The 25,244-nt window shown below is 50.5% G+C and carries 18 protein-coding genes, 1 tRNA gene and 1 pseudogene; 9 read left to right on the top strand and 11 right to left on the bottom strand.

Features of this window, described 5'->3' with window-relative positions; translation table 11 throughout:
* Window positions 1-29: 29 nt before the first annotated feature.
* On the top strand, window positions 30-1,046 hold the full coding sequence (locus ACYVK4_RS23230; protein WP_461129954.1) for a phosphotransferase: 1,017 nt from the start codon (window positions 30-32) through the stop codon (window positions 1,044-1,046).
* Window positions 1,047-1,078: 32 nt separating this feature from the next.
* On the opposite strand, the gene ACYVK4_RS23225 is transcribed toward ACYVK4_RS23230, so the two are convergent.
* From ACYVK4_RS23225 to ACYVK4_RS23210, 4 genes are all read right to left on the bottom strand, one after another.
* Window positions 1,079-3,541, bottom strand: a complete 2,463-nt coding sequence (locus ACYVK4_RS23225; protein WP_461129953.1) for a TonB-dependent receptor — start codon at window positions 3,539-3,541, stop codon at window positions 1,079-1,081.
* Between the two features lie 226 nt (window positions 3,542-3,767).
* The gene (locus ACYVK4_RS23220) at window positions 3,768-4,325 is read right to left on the bottom strand and encodes a YceI family protein (RefSeq protein ID WP_461129952.1); all 558 of its coding nucleotides are present in this window, start codon (window positions 4,323-4,325) and stop codon (window positions 3,768-3,770) included.
* Window positions 4,326-4,361: 36 nt separating this feature from the next.
* Window positions 4,362-4,853, bottom strand: a complete 492-nt coding sequence (locus tag ACYVK4_RS23215) for a hypothetical protein (protein ID WP_461129951.1) — start codon at window positions 4,851-4,853, stop codon at window positions 4,362-4,364.
* Between the two features lie 102 nt (window positions 4,854-4,955).
* Complete coding sequence (locus tag ACYVK4_RS23210; protein WP_461129950.1) at window positions 4,956-6,056, bottom strand: helix-turn-helix domain-containing protein; 1,101 nt, start codon at window positions 6,054-6,056, stop codon at window positions 4,956-4,958.
* Between the two features lie 254 nt (window positions 6,057-6,310).
* On the opposite strand from ACYVK4_RS23210, the gene ACYVK4_RS23205 reads away from it, so the two are divergent.
* Window positions 6,311-6,745: a response regulator gene (locus ACYVK4_RS23205; RefSeq protein ID WP_461129949.1), complete on the top strand. Its 435-nt coding sequence runs from the start codon at window positions 6,311-6,313 to the stop codon at window positions 6,743-6,745.
* A gap of 86 nt (window positions 6,746-6,831) precedes the next feature.
* Here the strand turns inward: ACYVK4_RS23205 and ACYVK4_RS23200 are convergent.
* From ACYVK4_RS23200 to ACYVK4_RS23190, 3 genes and pseudogenes are all read right to left on the bottom strand, one after another.
* Window positions 6,832-7,551 (bottom strand): annotated as a pseudogene (locus tag ACYVK4_RS23200) (DUF72 domain-containing protein).
* Window positions 7,552-7,802: 251 nt separating this feature from the next.
* A tRNA-Leu gene (locus ACYVK4_RS23195) sits at window positions 7,803-7,886 on the bottom strand.
* 85 nt (window positions 7,887-7,971) lie between these two features.
* Entirely contained in the window at window positions 7,972-9,309 is a 1,338-nt protein-coding gene (locus ACYVK4_RS23190) for a dihydroorotase (RefSeq protein WP_461129948.1), read from the bottom strand.
* 147 nt (window positions 9,310-9,456) lie between these two features.
* On the opposite strand from ACYVK4_RS23190, the gene ACYVK4_RS23185 reads away from it, so the two are divergent.
* Window positions 9,457-9,744: a hypothetical protein gene (locus ACYVK4_RS23185; protein WP_461129947.1), complete on the top strand. Its 288-nt coding sequence runs from the start codon at window positions 9,457-9,459 to the stop codon at window positions 9,742-9,744.
* On the top strand, window positions 9,710-10,606 hold the full coding sequence (locus tag ACYVK4_RS23180) for an acyltransferase family protein (protein WP_461129946.1): 897 nt from the start codon (window positions 9,710-9,712) through the stop codon (window positions 10,604-10,606). Before ACYVK4_RS23185 ends, ACYVK4_RS23180 begins: the two co-directional genes overlap by 35 nt.
* On the opposite strand, the gene ACYVK4_RS23175 is transcribed toward ACYVK4_RS23180, so the two are convergent.
* The 4 genes from ACYVK4_RS23175 to ACYVK4_RS23160 form a co-directional block, all read right to left on the bottom strand.
* Window positions 10,603-11,319: an SGNH/GDSL hydrolase family protein gene (locus ACYVK4_RS23175; protein WP_461129945.1), complete on the bottom strand. Its 717-nt coding sequence runs from the start codon at window positions 11,317-11,319 to the stop codon at window positions 10,603-10,605. The two genes, ACYVK4_RS23180 and ACYVK4_RS23175, sit on opposite strands and share 4 nt — an antisense overlap.
* A gap of 89 nt (window positions 11,320-11,408) precedes the next feature.
* Window positions 11,409-12,392, bottom strand: coding sequence for a porphobilinogen synthase (gene hemB / locus ACYVK4_RS23170; protein WP_461129944.1), 984 nt, complete (start codon window positions 12,390-12,392; stop codon window positions 11,409-11,411).
* Window positions 12,393-12,560: 168 nt separating this feature from the next.
* Window positions 12,561-13,271 carry a response regulator transcription factor gene (locus ACYVK4_RS23165; RefSeq protein WP_461129943.1) on the bottom strand — a complete coding sequence of 237 codons (711 nt, stop codon included), beginning with the start codon at window positions 13,269-13,271 and terminating at the stop codon, window positions 12,561-12,563.
* 109 nt (window positions 13,272-13,380) lie between these two features.
* A complete protein-coding gene (locus ACYVK4_RS23160; protein ID WP_461129942.1) occupies window positions 13,381-15,480 on the bottom strand; it encodes a sensor histidine kinase in 2,100 nt (699 codons plus the stop codon).
* A gap of 178 nt (window positions 15,481-15,658) precedes the next feature.
* Here ACYVK4_RS23160 and ACYVK4_RS23155 point away from each other — a divergent pair, with 178 nt between their 5' ends.
* The 5 genes from ACYVK4_RS23155 (at window position 15,659) to ACYVK4_RS23135 (ending at window position 25,211) form a co-directional block, all read left to right on the top strand.
* Complete coding sequence (locus ACYVK4_RS23155; RefSeq protein ID WP_461129941.1) at window positions 15,659-16,471, top strand: T9SS type A sorting domain-containing protein; 813 nt, start codon at window positions 15,659-15,661, stop codon at window positions 16,469-16,471.
* A gap of 202 nt (window positions 16,472-16,673) precedes the next feature.
* Window positions 16,674-16,919: a hypothetical protein gene (locus ACYVK4_RS23150; protein WP_461129940.1), complete on the top strand. Its 246-nt coding sequence runs from the start codon at window positions 16,674-16,676 to the stop codon at window positions 16,917-16,919.
* Between the two features lie 441 nt (window positions 16,920-17,360).
* Window positions 17,361-20,447 (top strand): glycoside hydrolase family 3 N-terminal domain-containing protein, encoded by a 3,087-nt coding sequence (locus ACYVK4_RS23145; RefSeq protein WP_461129939.1) that lies wholly within the window; start codon window positions 17,361-17,363, stop codon window positions 20,445-20,447.
* Between the two features lie 286 nt (window positions 20,448-20,733).
* Window positions 20,734-24,669 (top strand): Ig-like domain-containing protein, encoded by a 3,936-nt coding sequence (locus ACYVK4_RS23140; protein WP_461129938.1) that lies wholly within the window; start codon window positions 20,734-20,736, stop codon window positions 24,667-24,669.
* 107 nt (window positions 24,670-24,776) lie between these two features.
* Complete coding sequence (locus ACYVK4_RS23135; protein WP_461129937.1) at window positions 24,777-25,211, top strand: nucleoside deaminase; 435 nt, start codon at window positions 24,777-24,779, stop codon at window positions 25,209-25,211.
* The last annotated feature ends 33 nt before the right edge of the window (window positions 25,212-25,244 follow it).

The raw sequence follows: 25,244 nt of genomic DNA, 5'->3' as shown, positions 1-25,244 counted from the left end.
ACCCTATACCTACTTAATACGCCATCAACATGCAACTGGATGCTCAACAACCTTTCGCTCTGCAGGATTATCTGCGTCGGCGCGGCTGGCTCGATAATCAGGAGTCAATTTCTTCAGTAGAGAAACCCGGTGAAGGCAATATGAACTATGTGCTTCGGGTAACCACTCCCTTTCGATCACTCATCGTCAAGCAGTCGCGGGAGTATGTGGAGAAATACCCGTCCATACCGGCTCCCGCCAACCGGGCCGTCATTGAGGGCTTTTTCTATCAGGAAATACAGCTTATACCCATGATCGCCAGCATGATGCCATTGCTCATGGGCGTCGATCGGGAAAACAACATTCTTGTACTCGAAGATGTAGGCAACGCTCGTGACTATACGTTTCTCTATCAACCAGACCAGCGCTTACCCGATGCCGACGCTCTGGCTTTAACGGACTATCTGTCTGAACTGCATTACCATTTCACCACACAGATACCCGGTCCTATTTTCGCGAACGAGGCTATGCGGGCACTCAACCATGAGCACATCTTCAACTACCCTTTTGCCGAAAGCAACGGTTTCGATCTGGACGCAATACAACCGGGGCTTACTGAGCTGGCGGTGCCTTTCAGGCAGGATATTACCCTAAAGAAAGCTGTCCGGCAATTGGGCCAGGTGTATCTGGCCGACAGTTTCCCTACCCAGCAGCAGCCTGGCGCTCATAAAACGTTGATTCACGGCGATTACTACCCCGGAAGCTGGCTTCAAACTGAAGACCAAAGTCTGAAAGTGATTGACCCTGAATTCTGCTTTTACGGCCCCGCCGAGTTCGATCTGGGTGTACTGATCGCCCATCTGATGCTTGCTCAGCAACCCCAAGCTACGTTAGACAGCGTCCTGAGCCGCTACGAAAAACCAGCCGGTTTCGATGATACCCTACGGCAACGGTTCACGGGCGTTGAGATCTTACGTCGGCTTATCGGTCTGGCCCAGCTCCCGCTCAGCCTATCCATCGAACAAAAGCGTTCGCTGCTGGACGAGAGTCGGTTGATGGTACAGTAGCGCGTCCGGCGCCAGTCGGTTTAAACGTGCCGCTACTGCCCGCCCCCTTTACTATCGTCATTGCGAATTTTCTTGCTCTGCTTACCACCCGAACTCATCTGGCCAAACTTATAACTCAGCGTCAGCCGCACGGAGCGGTTCACAAAATTTGATATATTCTGAGCCACATAAGTCGGCGCAAATTGTTCGCCGGTTATGCGTACGCTCCGGTTGAACGGATTGTTCACGTTCAGCGTCAGGCTCATTTTTTTGTCCATCAGCTCCTTCTTGGCCGATAGCCCGTAATAATACCAGCCTGAATTCCGGCTTTGCAACGAAATCCAGCCCGACCCTACGTAGCCATTGGCCTGCAGGGTGAAGTCTTTGGGCAGCTTATACGACGCATTCGGACTGACGCTCCACACCCACCCATTGGTCCGTTGGTTCAGCGCCATACTCGTCAGGTCGACATAGGTAAGATCGGTGCCAATGCTGAAGTTAAAATGCTTGTTCGGCTGGAGTGACAGGTTGAGGTTGGCCCCATAACTGGCGTTCCGCCCGATGTTCTGGGGTGACGACACGGCTACACCCTGCGCATCGACGGTGGCCAGCCACTCGATGGAGTTGTTCGTTTGCCGCCAGAACAGGGCTGCGTTGAACGAGGCTCCCTCCTTGCCAAAGGTGCTGTACGACAACTCGGTGGCGTGGGTTAGCTCGGGATTCAGGAAGGGGTTACCGGTCTGGATATTTTTGGGGTCGCTGGCGTTACGGAAGGGGTTTAGATACCAGATCAGCGGCCGGGAGATTCGTTGAGTATAACTCACCTTGAACGTGTGTTTATCCCGCAGGGTCTTGGCAAGGGTAAAACTGGGAATCAGGTTCTGGTACTGGCTGCTGAATGAGCTTTGGGTCGATACAAAGTCACCCTGGATACTGGTATGTTCCAACCGAGCCCCCGCCGTCAGATTCCATTTCCGTTTCGTATCCACTTTCAGCGAGGTATAGCCCGACACCACTCGCTGATCGTACGTAAAATCATTTGACCGGCTCGGGTCGATTATATAATCGGCGTCGAGACCGGTGGTGGCCTGTTCGACAACAAACTCGCTGCCGATACCGCGCAGGATGGTTTTAGCCCCGGCTTCGAGTTTAAAATTGAGGGTGTCGTGTTTGGTGCGTGCGGTAAAAGGATGCGTGTAATCGGCCTGGAAGGTGTATTCGTTGTTGCGGCTCAGGTTGGTGCTCCGTTCCAGATACGTGGCCACCTCCGAATCCATATTCCGCTGCCGGATGGTATAATAATAGTTATCAGGCATCCGGGCATATTGCGTGAGTATTGAAAACTCCCGACCGGGTTTCCGGAACGACTTCGTCCAGCCGAGATTAAATTCGGTATTGCCATACGGATTTCGAAACTGTATATCCCGGTGGTAGGCCTGCAAAACCGCGCCCTGTGGGCTGGTCAGGCGGCTGTCGAGGGTGCTGTTCATGGGAAAGTTTCCGCCCCAGGCATTGGCCGAAAAATTGATCCGGTTTGTGGTGTCCGGGTCGTAATCGAGGCTCATCTCGCCATAGCCACCGGTGCCGGTGTTATCCCGAAACGTACGCTGATTCAGGATGCTGGAGGGTTCCCGAATCCCATCGCCCCGGTCGGTGAGGGCCGTGCGGGTGCTGGATGTTTCACCAATGTTCCGGTACTGATAGCCATTGAGCGAGATTGCCAGCCCCAGTTTTTTGCCTTTCACGTTCAGGTTGCCGCCCAGCGAACGGTTCATATTTCCGGCCGTTAAATTAACCGTTCCATTGGTACCCTGCACCGCTTTTTTGGTGATGATATTGATGACCCCCGCCGATCCTTCTGCATCGTATTTAGCGCCGGGACTGGTGATCACCTCCACCGATTTAATGATGTTGGCTGGCATCTGCTTGAGCGCATCGGCCAGATTGCGGGCCATAATGCTCGACGGTTTGCCGTTCACCAGCACTTTAATGTTGCCGCTGCCGCGCATCTTCAGGTTCCCGTCCAGATCGACCGTCAGCATGGGCACTTTTCTCAGCACATCGGCGGCTGTTCCGCCCGTGTTCGATACGTCTTTTTCAGCATTGTATACCAGCCGGTCGCCTTTATCTTCTACCAGCGCCTTCTGCCCCACCACATCTACCTGATTCAGATTCCGGCTATCCGGAGCCAGCGAAAGCTGTTTCAACTCAACATGGGGTGCTTCGGCGGAGAGGGTTACCTTGTCAAGCGTTTTGGTCCGGTAACCCACGAAGGAAATGACCAGCTTGTAGGTGCCAAACGCCAGTTTATCCAGTATAAAAGCGCCTTTTTCGTCGGTTGTTACGCCGTTAATAAGTTTGGAGTCAGGCGACTGAAGAGCCACCGTGGCAAACGGCACGGGTTTCGTGGTGGTCGAATCAGTTAAGGTTCCGCTGATGCGGCCGGGGGTGGACTGAGCGACAGCCAGCCGGGTTGACAGGCCCAAAAAGGTCAGGAACAGGAATAGGTTTTTCATAACAACGAGTAAAGGTCCAGGCAAACATTCGGGCATCCCATAAGCTGATTTTTCGTCAGCAACAGGCACTTATGCCACAAATCTATAGGCCTGTAAAACAAGGATATATGTCGTTATGGAAATTTAACATTTCGACTAACCCTCTTTTTCCATCGACCAACCGGCGACTATTGATTTTTCACCAAGGATGACGACTAGTACATCTACGTTGCATGAGCGCCTGTTTTTATTTGACCACCTGCCGGGCCACCACATCGAACGTCAGCTCGAAGGTGTTTTTGATGGCATAATCGCCCAGGCCGGAGAAGAAGCTGCTCGAATTGTACTTGATCCCGAACTCGGTCCGGTCGATGGTCGCTTTGCCTTTCACCCGAAGTGCATCGCCTTCCACAGTCACTACAACAGGAAACGTCACCGGTTTCATCACCCCTTTGATCGTAAGCTGCCCGCTGGCCTGACTCCCGCTGATTCGTTGCAGCACGAAGGTCGACGCTGGAAAAGCTGCTGCGTTGAAGAAATCCTCACCCCGTAAATGGGCCTGCATTTTCTCGTCTTCGTGCTGAATGGTGCGCATGTCGATATCCAGGCGGCTTCGACTGATTTGCCCGCCTTTCAGGTCGAAGAAACCCTGCTGAAGTTGCAGCGTGCCCGACGGTGCATAGCTGCCCACTTCGCTATGACCGGTCCAGGTGAGTTTGCTTTGTCGGGTATCGGCCACGAAGCGTTGGGCAGATACGGGCAATGTACCCAAAAAGAGAAGGCTGAAAAATAGGATCGTTTTCATGTGTCTGGTTGATTTCGAATTGATTCGATTGTTGACTTAGTTGGCCGTTTTCCCCTCTGTTTCTACGATGCCGTAGCCTTTGTAGAGCTTACCCGTTTTGTGGCGGGCAATGATGTACCAGAGTGCATCGCCCCCGTACAATTGCTTCCCGTAGCGCCAGTTTTTGATGAACGTGAACACCTTGCCCTGGGGTAGTTTACCGTCCAGGCATCCGAAATTTTCAGCAAAATCGGTAGTAGACTGGGTCATATTGGGGTGCCAGCCGGTTGCATCGTACCAGATAAAACTACCCGCTTCCACAAACTCCAGATCGCTCACTTCAGCGCGAATCAGGGTGCTGTGTTTCCAGTAGTACAGGTCGCCTACTTTCTCCGGCACCGTGGGGTTGTTGGTGTGCCAGAGCGTCAGGCCAATGGGCAGGCCGCGCAGTTTATCGGGCATCAGTCGGGTTTTATCCGACCAGCCAGTTTGGGCTGAAGCGACAAAAGCGGTGAAAAGACTGACGAAAAGAAGGAGTGCGTAACGCATCGTTGTTCGTTGGTTAGGTGAATGAACGATGCAAAGGTGGCCGCAAAAACAGCCCTGAACGCCCCAGAATCAGCCTGGGACGCCCCAACGGATGATTTGGGACTAGTTGGAACTGCTGAATGCACTCGGCGACTGGCCGGTATGCTCCTTAAAAATTCGGTTGAAGGTCGTTTTAGAATTGAAGCCCGATTCGAAGGCGATGCCCAGCAGCGTGAAGCGGGAGAGGTCGTTGGTCTGGAGTCGTCGTTTCACCTCGTTGACCCGGTAGGCGTTGACAAAATCATTGAAGGATTGATTCATTCCCGCATTGATGACCTGCGATACCACCTTGGGATTAAGGCCCACCTGCTGCGCCAGTTCCGTTAACGTAAGGGTTGGGTTAAGGTAGAGTTTATCGACATCCATAGCCCGACGGACACGCGCCAGGTAATCAGGGTTTATATCGGGGGCAGACTTTTCGGCGGGAACCGGCTCGGGCTGAAACTGCACCTGTGCCATATTTCCCTGGCGGAGGCCAACGATACCCATGCACACCAGCGCCACACCCAGCATCCAGTAGGAATCGTCGTGAACATAATAACTGTTGAACCGGTCGCGGAGCACCATTTCGTAGGTCCATTGCCCGCAAATCAGCACCAGCCCGATCAACAGCACCTGCAGCCAACGCAGGGTAAGCTGGCTGGTCTCCGAGAAATTCTCCTGCACATACCGACGGTATGGCTGCAACAACCGCAGCGATAAGCCCACATAGATCAGCAGCGACAGCCAGGTACCGTCGAACTCGACACGATAGGTGAGTGGAAAATGAATGGTTTGCCAAAACCAGTTTCGAAACTCGTAGTTGTTCAGCGTCAGGAAGATATAAAGGCCTCCCTGTATGGCAACAGGCAAAAAATGCCAGCCATGCCGACGCTCGAACCGAAACCGGCTATCGGTCAGACTTCGAACGTAAAAATAAATAAGGGGGCCAAACCCCAGTGAGTAGAAGATGGGCAGAAAATATAATTCCGCGTTCTGTCCATAAATATTAGCCAGCCGAAAAAGACCATCAATCAGCCAACAGGATATGCTGACCATCAGTAAAGCCAGAAACATATTGGCCTGCCGATTGGCGGGCGCAAAAAACAGCAGGGCAGCCGAGAAGAAGCCAATGATAATAATGGCATTGGCCAACAGAGTAGCCGGACTAATGTCAACCTGCATACGACACAAATTACTGCATAAAGATGCAGAAAAGTCGGCAATGAGGCACTGGTCTCCTGCCTTAATGTTCTAAGTCGGATTTCACGTTTAAGTCCTACTAAATTCTCACTATACCCTTGAGAAAACGCCTATTCAGACGTCTGGAGGGCAGTTGACACGTCATATCGGAAAGCCACAGAATAAACTTCACCATTTTTTTAAAATCATTTAGCGAGTCAATCAAGTTCTATCTGGATTAAATTATTTCAATTCGCATGCAAAAACAGCCACCCATTCTCTTCATCGATGATGATGAGGACGATCAACTTTTAATGAAGCCCATGCTGGAGGCCGTCGCTCCGGGTTATCCCTTATTTTTCTTCAAGAGTGGCCAGGCAGCGCTGGATTTTCTGCAATCCACCCATGAGCGTCCGTTCCTGATTATTTCTGAAGTCACGATGCAACGCATGAGCGGGTTGGAGCTGCGTCAGAAAATAGAGCAGGACCCTGTTTTGCGGAAGCGTGCCATACCCTTTATTTTCTTTACGGCCCCAGTTTATCGCCATATGGTGGAAGAGGCCTACGAGCTGACCATCCAGGGATTCTTTGAGAAGCAGACGAACCTCACCGATATGCACAACCAGCTGAAAGCGATTATTTCCTATTGGGAGAGCTGCCTTCACCCAAACCGGTTCGTCGATCTGCTCTGACAGACTAACTTCCTGGCGAGTGGATCGCATCCAGCAAATGGATATACAAAAGAGGCTTACTGTTTATGCCATCTTTACGAACAGCTCTATTGATGAATGAGGTTATTGAAGCGTAAAGCGTCCTGCCGCATATTAATGTTATTAAAGAAAACGTAGGATGGCTTGTCGGTAGGCACCAGTTCTGTCAACTCGGCTAACTCTTGCGCTCCATACGTATACCGCCAACCCTCCCGACCATGTAATCGAAAATAACACTGATCAGGCGTCGTAGTCATATGGGTAAACGGATCGACAACATGCCACAACTGAAGATCCTGACAGAGCTATTTAACGAGTTATTTGTCCCAATTGCCGCGAGGCTCCCAGCATAAGGTCAGATCTGATCGCTCGATACGGGCAAAAAAGCCAGCGATGTAGCTGATGTTCTCCGCGGTCGGCGTAAAACTGGCGGGGCACTGAAAGAGAATCGTTTTGGCCTTCAATACTTTTGGACAGCTCAGAGTCAGCTGCCAGGCCTTCTCGACAATTTCCGTAGGCCTGAAAAACCCAGCCTCGGCCCGTTCCTGGTCAGTCAGGGCTGTTCGCAAACGCTTGTAGGTGGGGCTTTTTGCCTGGTGGGTAATGAGCTGCCAGGCTTTCAGCGTAAACTCAAAATGAGCGGGCACCTGCTCTCGCCAACGCTCCAGGGTTGATAAACGCGGGGGTTGATAAAACGTATGCTGGACTTCAACGCAGGACAACTGCTGAGCGTAGTCCGTTTTAGAACCGCCAAAGCCGCAGGTACCCACCTTTACAAGACTATTCATAGACGTTTACAAACGCCAAACAAAGCCCATTGTTTCGACGTATGCCACGGAAACCAGCCAGGGTCGCAAGTACAGCATCGATAAGGCTTACACTGGCAAACTCGAACGGAATGCCGCCGGGGTTGGCGATAGCGGCATGGTAACAATCATACTACAGGTGCCGCAGCGAGCTTATGATGGTTACGGCCATTACTACCTAAAACAAAAAAACCGCCATCAACTGATTTACAATTGATGGCGGTTTGATTATGTGCCGAAGGCGAGACTCGAACTCGCATGTCCGTAAAGACACACGCCCCTGAAACGTGCGTGTCTACCAATTTCACCACTTCGGCAAGTACGCTTTCCCCGTATTGGGAGTGCAAAGATAAGGCGTACTAACCCGATTGCACAAGAGTTTTGTCTAAATTTTTTTCTGCCCTACCGGTTAAACAGCATTCGCACGCCCGGCTGATCGGTCAGGAAGCGGCCATTTTCGTACACCAGCTTACCCGATACGATCGTGTGCGTGACGCTGGCCCCAAAGGTATGACCATCCAACGGCGACCAACCGCACTGATACAGAATGTTTTCCGGCGAAACCGTTGTGGGCTGGCCCGGGTCGACCAGCACGAGATCGGCCCAGTAGCCTTCCCGCACATAACCACGCCGGTCGATCTGAAAACAGTCGGCGGGGGCATGGCTCATTTTACGTACTACCGTTTCGATGGAGAGCTTACCCTGTTTCACAAAGTCGAGCATGAGCAAAAGTGGGTGTTGCACGAGTGGTAAACCAGCTGGCGCCTGCCAATACGACTGTTGTTTTTCGGCCCAGGTGTGCGGGGCGTGGTCGGTGGCGATAATATCCAGACGATCGTCCAGAAGTCCTGCCATCAGAGCTTCTTTGTGATAAGGCGCTTTAATAGCCGGATTACATTTGATCAGGTTGCCCAGTCTGGCGTAATCCTCGCTGTCGAACCAAAGGTGGTGCACACATACTTCGGCGGTGATGCGCTTTTCGGTAAGCGGCCGGGTATTGTCGAACAGAGCCAGTTCATCGGCCGTCGAAATATGCAGGATATGCAGACGGGTGTTGTGCCGCTTTGCCAGTTCAACCGCCATGGATGACGACCGCAAACAGGCGTTTTCATCCCGGATGAGCGGGTGAAGCCCAGCGGTGGCATGTTCGCCATACTCCGCTTTATAGTGTTCGGTGTTGATTCGTACCGTGGCTTCATCTTCGCAGTGGGTCGCAATCAGCATCGGGCTTTCCCGAAAGAGTTGGTCCAGCACCTGCTCATTATCGACCAGCATATTCCCGGTCGACGAACCCATAAACACTTTTATACCACAAACGTTTAACCTATTTGTTCGTAAGACTTCATCGAGATTATTGTTCGACGCGCCCATGAAGAAAGAGTAGTTCGCCAGCGAGGTCTTGGCGGCAATAGCGTATTTCTGAGCGAGCAGTTCCTGAGTGAGGGCGTTGGGAACCGTATTGGGCATTTCCATAAAGCTGGTAACACCCCCGGCCACAGCGGCTCGTGCTTCGGAACCAATGGTGGCTTTGTGCGTCAGCCCCGGCTCCCGAAAATGCACCTGATCGTCGATAACGCCCGGCACTAAATACTTGCCTTTTGCATCGATGATCTGGTCACAATGCGTATCGGATAAATCGACACCAATTTTAACTATGAACCCATGCTCAATTAAAACATCTGTATCCGTAATGCGACCTTCGTTTACTAACCTCGCATTTCTTATTAATAATCGGGTCATATTTTAATAAACCGTTTCCTCGTAAAACACCACTAACTCATACTAGTGTATGGCTACATACGTTCAACTCGTATAGTTTCCATCACCTAACCTATAGTCTGACTATACAAATGTAGACACAAGCGTAAATTTAATTTAATAATTAGCATGATCAACGTTGCCTCCCTAGATACTCAAACACTTCCTGATCAAACGTCATCAATTAAGCCTAATTACCCTTTTGTTGACTGGATTCGATTTGTGGCTATGTTTTCAATTGTATATGAACATAGCCTGGCTGTTCCGGAAGCAAAACCAGGAATAATTCATTTCGATTCCTTCACGGCCATGACACAAGCGCAACAAGAAGCTTTTCTGTGGATATCTCAACCGTTGAAGTTTGGTACTATATGCTTTTTTTATGATATCAGGCTTTTTGCTCGGCAAGCAACTTAAATCGAGTAAACAATCGTTTTCCTACTATAAAAGGAGGTTAAGTGTTGTTGGTATTCCTTTTCTGGTTGCCTTTCTAATATTCTATATAAAATCAATTGGCACCTTTGGCGTCATGATCGGGCGTTTTGACAAATCTATACTTGCCTTTCCAAGATTAGTTGATCAGCTCTGGAGCGGCCTGTTTTTCACATCATACTGGTTTATTTTTGTCTTCCTACTTTCGCTGGCTCTTATGCTGGTCGGATGGCGTTACTTGAGCTTAAAGACAGTTACCATTTTATCTTTTGCAGCTACTTTATTTTATGCGGTAAACATTTACACGACTTGGATAGAACCAAGGCATACATTCGCCTTCCCAGCTTTCGTCTTTTATTTATGTGCAGGTGTCTGGCTCGCCAGATATGATGAGGTAATTGAACGAATCCAGAACACGTCGAACTTGTGGTTGACCAGCTTTCTATTGATGACCTTTCTTCTGGCGGCCGGTGAAAGTATTTTTTTATGGAAACTCGATTCTATTGATCCGAGAAACTCATTACGAATTTCTAATCAACTATTTTCAATAGCGATGTTTATCTGGTTGTTCCGAAACAACTATTTGCATAAACTTCCTTTTTTAAACCCGAGAACTGAATCATTTGGTATCTATTTATATCATTTATTTTTTGTGGGCTTTATTGCCAAATTTATTGTCTATATACCCATCTTCTCCTTTCTTAGCTATCAACCTGATTATACAACCTTGGAGTTGGCATTGGCCTCTATTCTTCGCTTTCTATTAGCCTACATCACTACCCTTTTATTTGTAAAACTGGTGAATCTAACTCGATTGAGGTGGATTTTCGGGAATACGTCCGCTTAATATTTAAGTGTTTTTTTAATCTGTTCATAGATCACCTTATGGCCTTTGTCATTAGGATGAAGCCCATCATCGCTTAATAACTCCGCTTTAAAACAGTTTTCAGGATCAGCAACAGGGTCAAAAATATTGACAGCCGATGCACCATAGTTTTTTAAGACTAAGTCGCGTTGCAATAAATAATTAGCTGTTGCTGAGGAATTAATTTTACGAGGGTGAGACGTAGTTATTATAACGCGACTTACCCCAGCGGCTATGGCCTTTGCTCTAACTGCATTTAAGTTTTTTATAATTTCATCTACACCAAAGCCATTGGCAACATCGTTAGTTGTCATACTAATAATAAGTGTAGTGGGCTTTTGCTTAAGTGCAGCTGTAATATTTCGGAGAGTGTCAGATAATGGCCTGCCTGTTGGTTTAGCATCTCCAGTAGCCTGAATGTGATAACTTGTATACCCTCCCTTAGCCAAATTAACAACACGACCAAGTGTAAGGCGATCATTGAGCAAACCAGCCCAGGAGTACTTATAAGAAGAAGCTCCCCATCCAGCAGCAGTAGAAGAACCCAATATAACGATTGTTTCTATGTGAGGCTTCCTGTGCCCCGAAATGGCTAGGGTGCTTGTGGTGTTAACTAATGAATCTGGTTCAACTACGCTCGATTTACAATTAAACAGAAAAAGTACTAAAAAGAAGAAAAGTAAAATTTTATGCATAGTTGATAATTATGTATAAATTTTCATTCTCTACAAAATTAGTCAACTACACATAAACGCGGAAAATTACCTAAGCAGATTTCGCATTTTTAATGATTATTTATTAGAAGGTGTGCTGCTTCTTTAGCAAAGTACGTCAAAATAACGTTAGCCCCGGCCCGCTTGATGGCCATGAGCGACTCCATCATGGCGCGTTCGCCATCGAGCCAGCCGTTTTGCGCAGCGGCTTTGATCATGGCATATTCGCCACTCACATTGTAGGCCGCGATGGGCAGGTGAAAATTGTCGTTCAGCAATTTAATGATGTCCAGATACGCCAAGGCGGGTTTTACCATCAAAAAATCAGCGCCTTCGGCATAGTCGAGCTGGGCCTCTATGAGGGCTTCGCGGCTATTGGCGGGGTTCATCTGGTACGTTTTCTTATCACCAAATTTCGGAGCGGAGTCCAGCGCATCGCGGAAAGGACCGTAGAAAGCACTGGCATACTTGGCGGCATAGGACATAATAGCCACTTCATGGAAACCACCTTCGTCAAGCACCTGCCGCAGGTAGCCCACGCGCCCATCCATCATGTCGGAGGGCCCAACGATGTTAGCTCCGGCCTGGGCCTGCGCTACCGCCATTTTACCCAGCACTTCCAGCGTGGGATCGTTCAGAATTTTACCATTTTCAACAATCCCATCGTGCCCGTCGGAGCTGTAAGGGTCCATGGCCACGTCGGTCATGATCACAACGTCCGGAAAACGATCTTTAATAGCCCGGATCGCCTGCAGATACAGCCCGTCCGGATTGTAGCTTTCGGTAGCGTATTTATCTTTCTTGGCTTCAGCAATATTCGGAAACAGGTCGAAGGTTTTGACGCCGAGATCGACGCACTCCTGGATTTCGTTGAGCAACAAATCCAGCGAATAGCGATAGATACCGGGCATGGAAGACACTTCAGACCGGACATTCTGGCCTTCCATAATGAAGACCGGTAATATAAAATCAGTTACCGACAGGCGTGTTTCCTGCACCATATCGCGGATGACAGCCGATTGCCGATTCCGACGCGGGCGACGTATTATGTTCATTGAGTTTTGAGGTAGGTGGAGTGAGTAAATGGAGTGGAATAGGGGTAATGAGTGCAATAGGTGTAGTGAGTGAAGTGGTGTAATGAGTGGCATATATACGACTCATTTCCTCTATGTCACTCACTACACCTACTCTACTTATTCAACTCACTCCACTCAAATCACTCACTACACAATTAATTTAAATCCTTCGCCGTGCACATTAACGAGCTGAACCGCTGGATCTTCCTTCAGATACTTCCGTAGTTTTGTCACGTACACGTCCATGCTTCGGGCGTTGAAATACGAATCATCCCCCCAAACCATTTTCAGGGCAAAACTACGACTGACCGGTTGATTCAGGTTCTGTGCCAGTAATTTTAATAACTCCGATTCCTTACTGGTTAGTTTCTGCGGAGTCGATTCTGTGGCATTGGCTGAGTCTCCGTTTGCGGTGCGGGTAAGCAGCTGGTGGGGATAATCAAATGAGAATGAGCCAATTTGATATGTTGTCGATTCGACGGAATCTGTCGTACGCTGGTATCGACGGAGAATGGCCTGAATCCGGAGCAGCAGTTCTTCCATGCTGAACGGTTTGGTCATATAATCGTCGCCCCCTACCTTAAAGCCCTGGATGGTATCTTCCTGCATAGACTTGGCAGTAAGGAATATAATGGGCACATCCCGATGGTCCATCCGAACTTCTTTCGCCAGCGTAAAGCCGTCTTTCTTGGGCATCATTACGTCGAAAATGCAGAGATCATACTGCCCCTCCATGAAGAGCTTCAGGCCCTGGTTACCATCCGTAGCCCGGTCGGTGGCGTAGCCTTTCATGTTCAGGTATTCCTGCACTAACTGACCCAGGTTCGGGTCGTCTTCAACAAGCAAAATCGTTGGCATATTTTCGGTGGTTGGTGTAGTCGGTGAAATGAGTGAAGTAAGCGGAGTGTACGCTTGTCGTTGCTGACTTAGCCCACCCGTTCCTGTTCTACTTACGGCACCGATTCGCTTACTTCACAGCAAACTCTTGTTTATAGGGAATAATAACTTCGAAGGAACTCCCTTTGCCGGGCTGGCTTTCGACCAGAATCTGGCCGTGATGTTCATCGACCATCTTTTTAACGTAGCTAAGCCCGAGCCCAAAGCCCTTCACATCGTGTCGGTTACCAGTGGGTACCCGGTAAAACTTCTCAAAGATCCGGCTTATTTGCTCCTTGCTCATGCCTAGGCCCTGATCCGTCACCGTAATACTGACGCCCGGCATGGACGTGCCCGGCATGGAGGTGCCCGGCATGGAGGTGCCCGTCATGGAGGTGCCCGGCATGGAGGTGCCTGTACCCTCCGGAAGACTACGCGTGCTGAGGGTGATGTGTGGCTCGTTGGGCGAATATTTCAGGGCATTGTCCAGTAAATTATAGACAATGTTCGTCAGGTGCAGTTCATCCGCTTCCACAACTTCGCGGTCAGCGTCGAAGTGAAGGTCGACCTCGCCCCCACGCTGCTCGATCTGCAGACTCAGGTTATTCAGTACTTTTTCGATAACGTCATGCACGTTGACCGACGTTATATTCAGCTTGATCTCGCCCCGGTCCAGCAAGGCCATCTGCAACACCTTTTCCACGTGCGAACCCAGCCGCCGGGTTTCATCCCGGATAATGCTCATGTAGCGGGTTAGGCGGGAGTCGGGCATAGGCTGCTCCGGCAGGTCATGACCCGACCCGATGAGCGGCCCACTCGAAGAGCCGTATCCTCCCGAAGCAATGCTGAACGTGGTACCCGACGATCGGGCCGTGCTTTCTGACCGCAGTTGTTCCTGCGCCATCTCGACCGCCAGAGAAATGGTTGAAATGGGCGTTTTGAACTCGTGGGTCATGTTGTTGATAAAATCGTTTTTGATATCGGCCAGTTTTTTCTGCCGGATAATGGTGCTGATGGCGATATAAAAACAGGCCAGAATGACCAGAATAAGTACCACCGATGCCCCGAAGGTGAAGCCCAGTTGATTCAGGATAAAGGCCTGCTGGGTTGGAAAATAAACATAAACGTAGTTGCCTGTTTCGAGGAGGTTATTGGGAAACAGCGCAGCTTTATAGCCGTTGGTGGTAAACTGCTTCGCTTCTACGCCGGAGGATGTGAATAAAAAACGGGACTTTGGGTTCGTTCGTACGGCATAGGCAAAAGGAATAGTGATACCCCGCTCGGTGAGCGCCTGTCGAAGTAACGTGTCGAGCACAAGCCGGTTTATCCGTTCGCCGATGGGGCGGTCGGGCAGGAGTAACCCTTTGACCATGTCTTTTATCACGTGCGACTGCTTTTCCGTCCAATTGGGATTATCTGCATTCGCAAAGGTGCCGACAGCGGAAGAACCAGCGTCCTGCTGAAGTATCTCGGTGGCGCTGGTTGGCAAACTCGGCTTGGGGGATGATAGCAGGGGATTGGGCTGGGGTTTATGCCGCTGAGCGACCCGCCGACGGCGACTTTTAGCCACCCGGTCCAGCGAATCTTTCTGTACCTGATTGGTAATCCGAACCAATTCCGGCCCGGCAACATTTTCGGCCCACTTCTGAAACTGTTCCTGCTGAGCTAACTGGGTCTGCCAGTCACCAACAGCGATCAATTCGGCCTGTTGGTGCAAAAACTCTTCGACAAGAGCGACCTGTTCGGCCGAAAGACTGCGCACGATCGGGTGCAACACGTCCGATTGTACCACCATTGTTGCTACCGGTGCCATGCCGGGTGTTATTGTTTGCCGGGCCACCTGCTGATCGGGCGTCGAAAGCCGGGAGCGTGGCTGAACCAACCGCTTCGGCGTAGTCGCCACACGTTGTTTTTCCTCGTCAGACTTCGCCGTCGAGTGACCTTCTTTTTTAGCAATGGCCATTAATCGGTCCTGGTGTTCACGGGCCTTGATGCGCTGCCGGGTCAGATGAACGATTTCCTGGCGTTCGAGCGTCCGGACAACCTCCAGCAGGGCGTCTGTCACTTTATAGGAAAACTGTTCTTTCTGCAGCTGCAACGCGCTGCTGGTCAGGTAGACCTGCAGCCCAACCAGTCCAAACAGCCCAAGGGCCATTAAGGCGACAATCCAGCGTATGCGTTGTTTTGACATTTTTTTACTCGCTCATGCAACCTTTGTCCAACTTTTTCATCTATAAGAAACCGGTGGCAAGGGTTAGTAAAAGTACGAACCGGGCCGACTACTCATTGGCTCATTAACAAACTTTAACAACCCGGGTATCAACCCCTTCAGCCACTTATCGTTCTTTCGTTTGCAACTCGTTAAAGCTATGAAAAAAACAGTTTTTGCCGGATACCAGTTCGCATCTGCGCTACTACTGGCGGTCACCGTTAGCGGAGCGGCCCTGGCTCAGAATCAGCCAAAACCCGCTACCAAATCAGAAAAGGGCGAGGTAAATGTCCGGATCATCGAGCGGAATGGCGACGACGTTCGGGAAATCGAGCGGACCTACCGCCTGAACGGGATGACCGATCCCGAACGCGACAAAATGGTCATGAAACTGGTCGATTCGCTCAAAGCAACCCGTAAGGATGGCGGCAAGCGCCAAATGACCATTATCATTGATGATAATTCCGGCGACCGGATCGTCACCCGTGAACGCACAACACCCGGCAAACGGCGGGCCCCTACGGATGTCTATGTGCAGCGGGGAAACGATCGGGATGTCTGGAGTAACCAGAACTGGCGCTATGAATTCCGACGGGGAACCGACTCCCTGGCCGATCAACTTAACCGGCTTAAATTCCAGCTACCCCGCGATTTTGACCGGCAGCTGGCTCGCCCTTTTGAAGACTGGGCACGCAATTTCAACGGAAAAGCATCGACCATCCGGGGGCTGGACGCTTTTCCCAATAACCCGGATCACGATCAGCTGAACATCCGGTTCACCGCACCCAGCAAAGGCGACGTGAGCATTGTCGTGACCAACCCCAAAGGAAAAGAAGTTGCCAAACGCGACATTAAAGACTTCTCGGGCGAGTTTGTTGGCCAGATCGACCTGGGCAAAAAAGCTCAGGGCGTTTATTTCATCACCGTCACCCAGAACGAAGATGGCGCGGTGAAACGGGTTGTCGTTGACTAGTGAAATCAGTGGAGTAGTTGATCAGTGGAGTGAGTGAAATAAGTGAATTGTACTACCAGTGGGTACTTACTCCACTACTTTACTTACTTAACTAATCAACTACCCTACCAAATAAAAAATAATTTGAAAAAATATAGTACTATGCATTGCAAGATACCAAACTAAACCCATATCTTTGTATTGTTATTAGACAGAAGCGGTCATGAAAACGTTAGTGGTCATCGGAATTTTATTTTTAGCTATCAGCGGACAAGCCTTCAGCATGGGGCATCCCCACAACATGTTCGCAGCCCGGAAGCAGATGAAGTCGAAAACATCGGCATCGGTCGCGAAGGCCAGGGTAACCTCTCCCGTATGCTGGCAGCAAACCGTTCGCGAGACGAAAGTCATCATTGGCGAACGGCTTTTAGCGGTGCTTCTGAACGTGCGTCCCGCGCGTCCTTATTAATTTCCCTCCTGTTGTCTGCCGTAATCAGGTACTAAATCTGCCTGTGTTGGTTTTGGATGTAGCCCGTTTAAGGGCTTTTTCTGTTTTGTATAGGCGCGGAATTTTGCGCCTTTCCCCCTCTCCACCTGCCTTTAGGCTATACAATCTGTTCTATTCGCGCTTTCTCCAGCCATCACAGAGCTATTCAAGGCATCATTTTTGTAGCTATTAAATAAATTTTTGTAGCCCATAAGTCGCTGATATTCTGATCATATTAAGTCATTCCACAAAACTTTAATATTGTATTAAACCAGTAGATAAAACTATTTATATACATTATTTCGTTAAAAAATTAGACAATTCATTGATTGGCTATGGTTTTTGTCGGGCTTTGGCTATTTTTATGGTCTGGCCTGAAACCACCGTTGGCTGACTATTTATTTTTTTATTTAATGAGTGCCCATGCGGAATATTGTTGTACGACCAATTCTACTCGTCGGCCTCCTGTTCGTCAGTTTAGTAACAGCTTTTGGTCTCACCAAGCCGGGGCGTAATCTCTGGGCGCGGATGGCCCATCGGGCGGCTGCCAGGACGACGGCAAAACGGACAGTAGCCACCGCTCCTAAGGTCGTTTTGGCGCCTTATAAGTTCGGACCAGCCGCCAGGCCAGTGGAAGTATTTACCATGTCCGACAGTGGCCAGCACTGGGTAGATAGCGTGTTCAACACATTGACGGCTGAGCAAAAAATTGGTCAGTTCTTCATGGTCGCTACCTTCTCCAACCGCCATGACAACCATTACCAGTACATCGATCACCTTATCCAGACGAATCATATTGGTGGCCTGATCTTCTTTCAGGGCGGCCCTTACCGGCAGGCTGTGCTCACCAACCGCTATCAGGCGCAATCCAAAATTCCCCTTCTTATCGGCATTGACGGCGAATGGGGACTGGGCATGCGGCTCGACAGTACTATGGGCTTCCCCAAACAGATGTCGCTCGGTGCGATTCGGGATAACGAGTTGATCTACCGGATGGGTGCCGAAATCGGTCGTCAGTGCCAGCGACTGGGTATCCACATCAACTTTGCGCCCGTATCAGACATAAACAGCAATCCTGCTAACCCGGTCATTGGCGTTCGCTCGTTTGGCGAATCAAAAGAAAACGTGGCGCTGAAAGCATCGGCCTATATGCGGGGGTTGCAGCAAACGCACGTTATTGCCACGGCCAAGCATTTTCCGGGTCACGGCGACACCAATGTCGACTCGCACCACACGCTGCCTACCGTCAGCCGGTCGTCGGAGCAAATGCGGGAAATTGACTTGTACCCGTTCCGTAAACTGATTGCCGACAGCCTGATGGGCGTTGTGACCGGTCACCTGCACGTACCGGTGATCGACAACACCCCGGCACTGGCCGCAACCTTGTCGGAGAAGATCGTTACGGACCTCCTGAAAAAAGAACTGGGTTTTCGTGGACTGGTCTTTACCGATGCCCTGAATATGGGGGGCATCAGCCGGTCGCCCAAAGCCATGGACATTAACCTCCGGGCGCTCATGGCCGGAAATGACATTCTGCTGTATCCCGAAAATGTGCGGGAAGCCACGATCAACATTTTGAATGCGGTTCAGCAGGGGGTTATTTCTCAGGAATTGATCGACGAGAAAGTAAAAAAGATTCTGCGGGCTAAATACTGGGTAGGCCTGGCCAATTATAAACCCATCAATCTGGCGGGCTTATCAACCGAGCTAAACTCACCCGAAGCGCAGCTGCTGAAACAGGAGCTTTGTGAGCAATCGGTAACAGTAGCCGCTAACCAGAATAACCTGTTACCGCTCAAACGGCTGGATACGTTACGACTGGCCTCCGTAGCTATCGGTGCCGAAGCCGGTACTGTTTTCCAGAAAACGCTGAATCAGTATGCGCCTTTCAAGACGCTGGCCTATCCCGAAAAGCCCGTGTCGGAGGCCGATCTGACGAATATAATCGATCAGGTAGGCGATGCCAATACGGTTGTGGTCAGTTTCCATAAGATGAGCGAGTCAGCGTCGAGAAAATATGGGATTACCAAACCATCGCTCGATCTGATCAGTCGGCTCAAACAACGGGGCATCAAAGTGATTGTGACCGCTTTTGGCTCTCCCTACAGCCTACAGCAGTTTTCAGGAGCCGACGCACTGGTGTGTGCCTATCAGGAGCTGGAAGACATGCAGCGGGTAGTTCCCCAGATTCTGTTTGGCGGTTTAGGTGCGCGGGGCATGCTGCCCGTTTCTATTGGCGATATGAAAGTGGGTATGGGCCTGAGCCTAAGCCCCGAAGGTCGGCTGTCGGCCGGGTCGCCGGAGAGCGTTGGTATGAAGTCGGCGGTGTTGAACCAGATTGATGCGCTGGCCCAGGGAGCGGTTAAAAACCACGTCGTTCCCGGCTGTGAGATTTTGGTGGCCCGCAAAGGCAAGATCGTTTACAGCAAGAACTTCGGTGCGCTGACCTACGCCCCCGGTGCCGAGAAGGTAACGGACGAAACACTCTACGATCTGGCCTCGCTGACAAAAGTTCTGGCCACGCTACAGTCGGTTATGGTGTTGTACGACCGTAAGCTGATCGACCTGACCCAGAAAGCATCCCTTTATTTACCTGAGCTTCGCAATACCAACAAGCAGAACATTACGCTTCAGGACTTGCTCTGGCATCAGTCGGGTATGGTGTCGTTTTACCCCACCACCTGGGATCGTACCCGGCTCCCCGGTGGCGGCCTGAAAGCCGACTATTACGGCTCCGTTCGTGACAGTCTGCACACGCTTCAGATCGCACCTACGCTATGGGGCGTTCCGGCCCTTCGCGATTCGGTCTGGAAGTGGGTGGTTCAGTCGCCCATGTCGAAGAAGGTGGATGAATCCGGCAAACCGGCCTATTTGTACAGTGACCTGAATTTCCTGACCCTGCAAAAAGTTGTTGAACGGGTCAGCAAGCAGCCACTCGATAAGTTTGTGACGGAGAATGTGTACAAGCCGCTCGGCCTGCACCAGCTTGGCTTCACTCCCCTGCAGCGTCTGACGAACCCTAAGTGTGCACCGACGGAGCAGGATACCTATTACCGAAATCAGTTGCTGGTAGGCACTGTTCATGACCAGATGGCGGCTGTGCAGGGAGGGATATCGGGCCACGCGGGTCTTTTTGGGAATGCCCGCGACATCGCTACCCTTCTTCAAATGAATCTTCAGCGAGGTTTATATGGTGACGAGCGGATTCTCCAACCCATGACCGTGCCGTATTTTACGCAAACGCTGAGCAACCGAAGCCACCGCTCCCTCGGCTGGGACAAACCCAATGCAGAAAGTGCGAGCAGCGTTTACATGGCGCAGCAGGCATCACCCCGGTCGTTTGGCCATACCGGCTTCACGGGTAACGTCGTATGGGTTGACCCCGATCAGGAACTCGTCTTTGTTTTCCTCTCAAACCGAATTTATCCAACGGCTGGGAATAACTCCATCAACACAACAAAACTCCGCCGACACATACACGAGCTGATTTACAGCTCGATTCAGCAATAGTTTCAGTATAGAGAAAGCGCTGAGAATCTTTTGCTTAATTACCATTGTATCAGTAAATGCCACTTCATCAGGTAAGTGGCATTTTTGTTGCTATACACTAGCCATAGTGAACAGTGACTATGCTTACCATGCACTTTTTAGATATTTGGGCATTTCTAAGTATACCATCTAAAACACAGGTTGACCACCGTTTATCTTCACTATTGATACTACGATTCTACGGCATCGTATATCGGCTATAATTACCTTAACTTTATACTTTGAAACAGCTTTATTTTACTATTATATGAAGGGACGTATTCTCTACTCCTGTTTGTTCTTTTGGTTTTTCATGGCGGGGCTTAGTACCTATAGCTCTGCTCAAACCATCAGCAACGTTGCCTTTTCCCCAACGACTGTTTGCCCAGGCAGTACCATCACGGTTACGTTTGCAACAAGTACAACGTTCGCTGCCGGCAATGTATTCACCGCTTATCTGTCTGATGCGGCTGGTACAACCTACCCAACGACTATAGGTACGCTTTCCAGTAGGAGTGGGGGCAGTATCAATGCCGTTATTCCATCCTCGGCAACGAACGGAACAGGGTATAAAATTCAGGTTAAGGCCACAAATAATGTATCGAACAACTCTACATCAGCGCTCACGATCAGTGTTCCTACACCCCCATCAGTAACGCAGCCACCTACATCTTACTGTGCAGGCGATGCCGCTCCCATTCTAAATGCAACAGCATCGCCAGGGTATACCTTAAAATGGTATGCCCTGAACGGATCATCGTCAACGACACCGACGAGCCCGGATATGTCATTGGTTGGCTCCACCCCTTACACGGTCAGTCAAACACTTAATGCACTTACTAGCTGCGAAAGTAGCAAGTCCACGATTACCGTTACCGTTAATAGAAAGCCAAATGCCCCCTCGGCATCATCACAACAGTCGCGATGTATCAATGAAAGTCCGAAAGACCTAACTGCTACACTCAGCGATGGCGGTACGCAGTTGAACTGGTATACAGTTTCGTCTGGAGGGTCCAAATTAGCCACAACGCCACAGCCAACAGTAAACGGCACTTATTACGTAAGCCAGACTAACGCCAGCGGTTGTGAAAGCACCCGTACACAAGTTGATTTCAGGGTAATAGCACTCCCCGCAGCACCGTCGGTGAGTACGCCCAATCCTTACTGCCAGGGCGTTGCGACCGACCCGCTGAGTGCTTCGCCTACAAGCGGTAATACACTCCTGTGGTGGGGTACTTCGGCAACTGGCGGTACCTCATCCACTGATGCTCCCCGGCCTGACAATCAAAATAGTAATACGTATTACGTTAGTCAAAAAACTAGTGAAGGTTGTGTTGGAACAAGCCGGGCCTCCATTTCAGTTACCATTGTTCCAAACCCTCCCGCACCCATTGTGAAAGCCCCATCGGCGGTTTGCTCAGGTTCGCCTATAGGTTCATTAACGGCAGTGGTTACCTCCAATGATTATGAATTACGGTGGTGGGGTACTTCTCAATCAGGAGGCTCATCGACAACGACGCCACCAACCGTAAGCAACACGCAAAGTGCCACCTATTACGTTACACAGGTTTCGAAAGTGGGCGGCTGTTCAAGTTCTCCAAGAACGCCAATCTCTGTTACGATCAACCCACTTCCACCAACGCCAACGTTTACTGACCCGGGTGTTTTTTGTCAGAGCCGGCCATCTCGACAGTTACAGGCAAATGCCAGCAGTGGAGCTACCTTGAGATGGTTTGATTCAAATAACAATGTATTACCAGGGGCACCCTCACCACCAACGAACAGTACCGGTGCCCTTGTGTATTATGTGAGCCAATCGTTTGATGCTACAGGTTGTACAAGTGCCAGTCGGGCTACCATAAATGTCACGGTCAATAGAACCCCCGACCGTCCGACGTTTACCACTCCGCCGGTTTATTGTGCAGGTCAGGTCGCCGACCTTCTGGTGGCTTCTACAACAGGCTCCCTGACCTGGTATGGCAGGGATTCAACAGGCAGTGGTAGCTCGTCGGCCACCCGTCCCCAGACAGACGCAAGCGTTATTGGCACCAGAAATTATTACGTTGCTCAAACCGTTAGCGGTTGTATCAGTAATGTTCAGACAATACCAGTGCAGGTGAAGAGTACACCGGCTCCACCTTCTGTTGCACAGCAGGATCCAAGTTTTTGCCAGTTTTACGACGCTGTAACCCTAAGCGCCACTGCCAGCAATGGCGCCAAGTTAAACTGGTGGGGAGAGAGTTCATCGGGTGGCACCCGCACCGATAATCCACCAGTTGTACCCAACAATGTGGATAAAACGTACTCCTACTATGTAAGCCAGACCCTCGACGGCTGTGAGTCCGGCTTAGGCGGTCCTTCGGGTCGGACTGTCATTAGAGTTCGGGTCAAAACAACACCCGGCGCGCCCGGCGTCACCCCGCTTGGCCTTTGCAATAACCAACAAACGCAGCCACTAACGGCAAATGGCTTAAACATAAAATGGTTTGATGCGTCAAACAACCCGCTTAGCGATGTACCAAGACCGCCCACAAATGTCGTGGGAGATCAAACTTACAGGGCATCGCAAACCTCAACCGAAGGATGTGAAAGCAAAGACAGGGCCACTTTGGTTGTTACCATCAAGCCCCTGCCTAACGCTCCCGGTGTAACATCGGTTACGCTCTGCCAGGCTCAGCAGGACCAGCCTTCGCAGGGTATTGGCACATTGAAGGCCGATGGGCAAGCATTGAAATGGTTTTTCCCGGATGGAACCCTGTTACCCAGCGCCCCCATCCCATCCATTGATAAATCAGGCACCTCGTCCTACTTCGTTACCCAAACTGTAAATGGTTGTGAAGGAGCGAAATCAGAACTTAAAGTATTTGTCATTACACCTTCTCTGCCAACCGTATCAAAGCAGTTGGTTACGTATTGTATCAATGACAAAGCCGTTCCTTTAGAAGCAAGTGGTGAAGCGGGAGGACAGTTAAGATGGGTTGACCCCTTTGGCCGCGTTTCGACAGAGGCTCCTACCCCATCAACGCTGAATACCAACGTGCAGCCCGGTGGCGACCCCTTTTACGTGTATCAGGTTGCCTCGTATGGTTGTGTCAGTGCACGGGCAACCGTTCGTGTGGTTGTCAACACAACGCCAACCTTATCCCTGGCAACCTCTAGCAGCAATGTCAACCTGGGCGTCAGGGCCCCCATCCAGTTGAAGTTTACGGGCGCCGGACCTTACAGCTATACCCTTAGCGAAGGCTACTCGGGTACGGCCCGAAGCGACACGACCATCCGGGTGTTGCCACGTGGAAATACCACCTATCAGGTGGCAACCGTTACAAATGGCTGCGGAACCGGCTTGCCCGGCAATTCGGTAACCATTACGGTTCGTGTGCCAACCGTATCGACCAGTTCGTTAACAGCCTCCACCTTGTGTGCCGGTACATCGCTTACCGTACCGTTTACAACAACAGGTGAATTTAATGCGGGGAACGCTTTCCGGATCGAAATGATCAGTGTAGCCGATACGACAAAGAAATTTGCGGTGCCTACAACCGCCACTAGCTCGCCGGTTATCAGTTCGCTGCCCCTTACCTTACCCAGCGGACAATATTACGTTCGGGTGAAGGCCGATAACCCTGAGATAGCCGTTCTGGGCAGCAACAGTCCAACGCTGCTGACAATTCGCTCACTTCCAACAGTGACGCTGACGGGTACGCAAAATATTTATGAAGGCTCCCCGGCAAATTTAACGTTCACTTTTGGCGGAGATGGCCCATGGAACCTGGTCTATGCCGATAGTCTTCGCAGCTACCCGCTTACCGCTACCACGAGCCCGCTGGTTGTGGAGGCACGGCCAGCCCGTACCACCACCTACCGCCTGACCAGCGTTACCAACAGCTGTGGCACGGGTGCCTTGTCCGGAACAGCTGTCATTACGGTGTTGCCCTTGCTGGGCGTCGACGATAATTCGCTCGATCCGCTGGTGAAAGCCTATCCTGTACCAACAGAAACAACGCTGATGGTTGAGCTGAATCTGCCCTTGACACGTGACCCGGCCAAACTCTTACTGACCGATCTGCACGGGCAACCGGTTATCGAGCACACAACGCGCAGCCAAAAGAATGAGCTTAATCTTTCGGCTCAGCCCAGCGGTGTCTATATATTGCGGATTCAGGTTGGCGACCGGCAAACCGTACGGAAAGTACTGAAGCAGTAGCACGGGTTATCAGTTATTGAGTTGATACGTTCTTGGCTACTTACCGGATAGGAGAGTACCAATCATTTAGGCACTCAGTAACTGATTTCTACAAACCAATAGCTACCATGCCGGACGAGTATTTTATGGAGATGGCCTTGATACTGGCTGAAGAAGCTGCTGACAACGGCGAGATCCCGGTTGGGGCCCTTGTCGTTTGCCGCAATCGAATCATTGCCAAGGGACGTAATCAAACGGAGCAGCTTACTGATGTTACGGCACATGCCGAACTGATGGCCATTACTGCCGCTACCCAGTATCTGGGCAGTAAATACCTGACCGATTGCACCATGTATGTCACACTTGAGCCTTGTGCCATGTGCGCCGGGGCTCTATACTGGGCACAGCTTGGTCGGTTGGTTATTGGGGCCAGTGATGCTAAAAGAGGGTATAGTCGTGTTCAACCATCGCTCTTACACCCGAAAACCCGGCTCGAAACAGGTCTGCTTGCCGAGGAGAGCCAGGCATTGCTGTTGAAGTTTTTTAATCGCTTAAGAACATAAATCACAATAGGGTTGTTAACTCAACCGAATATT

The organism is Spirosoma aerophilum, from assembly GCF_054782495.1.
Note: the sequence above shows the minus strand (reverse complement) of the source record. Positions and strands in the feature narration are given on the sequence as shown.